This window comes from Dietzia sp. DQ11-44 (assembly GCF_014145205.1).
Taxonomy (GTDB): domain Bacteria; phylum Actinomycetota; class Actinomycetes; order Mycobacteriales; family Mycobacteriaceae; genus Dietzia; species Dietzia natronolimnaea.
The window spans coordinates 1-1,329 of the sequence record NZ_JAALEC010000470.1 but is presented as its reverse complement, the minus strand read 5'-3'; the positions used below and the strand labels follow the sequence as shown (position 1 = coordinate 1,329).

Below are 1,329 nucleotides of genomic sequence, written 5' to 3'. Positions count from 1 at the left end.
GCCTCGGATCCGGCGTGACCGCCCGGCGCCACGCCGTGCTCGCCGTGACCGCGGCAGTCCTGGCGGTGGTGTTGTGGTGGTTGTCGCGCGACCTCGTGGCCGTCCGGCCGCCCGAGGTCGACCCGCCCGTCGACGGTGTGATCCTGCGGACCTACACCGAGCCCTGGCTGCTGCTGGCGGCCACGCTGTCGGCCGGGGTCGCGATGGTCGCCACCACGCTCGCGTTGCTGACCCGCGGCAGCCGGCATGAACAGTGATATATCCACTTCTGCCTGCACCTTTTCGGCACCGACCCCGCACGCGGTAACGATCGGATGACGGTTCCCTGAGTCGGTGCCAGTTGGTGCGGCGTGGCACCCGCCACAGGCTACATTTGGAGCGGTTCGGACGCTTGTGACGCTCGTGAACTTGAGCGGTCGCGGCGTCCGATTCGTCTGGCAGTCATCTACAGAACATGGAATCGGGGATCGGTGCAGCCGTCTAGCACTTTCGTTGGCACCACCGCGGTCGTTGGGGCGATCGCACTTCTTGGTACCGGAGTGGCCGCCGCCGCCCCGGTCAAGTGGCAGGACTGTACCGAGATGCTCGGGATCGAGGCCGAATACGTGCCGGCCGGTCTCGAGTGCGGGACCGTCGAGGTCCCCGTCGACTACAGCCAGCCCGACGGCGCCCGGACCGAGGTCGCGCTGACCCGCATCAAGGCGTCCTCCGGGCAGGCCCGGTCGGCCGTCTTCGGCAATCCCGGCGGCCCCGGCAACTACGCCCTCAACTTCTGGAGCCCGGCCTTCGACGGCACCGCGCCCGCCGGCCTGTACGAGAACCACGACCTCGTGGCCGTCCAGCCGCGTGGCCTCTACGGCTCCAACCCGATGACCTGTGACGTCGCCTTCGTCGGCCCCACCACCGCCAACGCGCTGCACGACGCCTGCTTCGGGACCGATCCGGCCTACATGGCCTCGTTCACCACCGAGAACGCGGCCCGCGACATGAACGCCGTCCGCGAATCGCTCGGGCTCGCCGAGATCGATTACGTGGGCGTGTCCTACGGCACCGCGATCGGCACCGACTTCGCGACCCTGTTCCCCGAGCACACCGGCCGCATGGTGCTGGACTCCAACACGCACCCCGACTGGCGGTGGTCCACCCAGGCCGAACAGGGCGCGCTCGCCCAGGAGCGACGACTGAACGACATCTTCACGTGGATCGCCGAGCGCGACGACTACTACGGCCTCGGCGACACCCCGCGCAAGGTGTTCCACTCCTGGAAGTGGGTCACCGACCAGGAGGTGGGGGGACCCGCCAACCTCACCCCGCCGCCGGCCGAGACCC

Annotated in this window: 2 protein-coding genes; both read left to right on the top strand. The window is 69.2% G+C overall.

Annotation, left to right across the window (positions count from 1 at the left end; all coding sequences use genetic code 11):
• The coding region (locus G6018_RS12020) for a hypothetical protein (RefSeq protein ID WP_241732078.1) at window positions 1-257 on the top strand (257 nt) is incomplete at its 5' end.
• Window positions 258-539: 282 nt separating this feature from the next.
• A partial coding sequence (locus G6018_RS12015) for an alpha/beta fold hydrolase (RefSeq protein ID WP_182639718.1) occupies window positions 540-1,329 on the top strand: 790 nt, incomplete at its 3' end.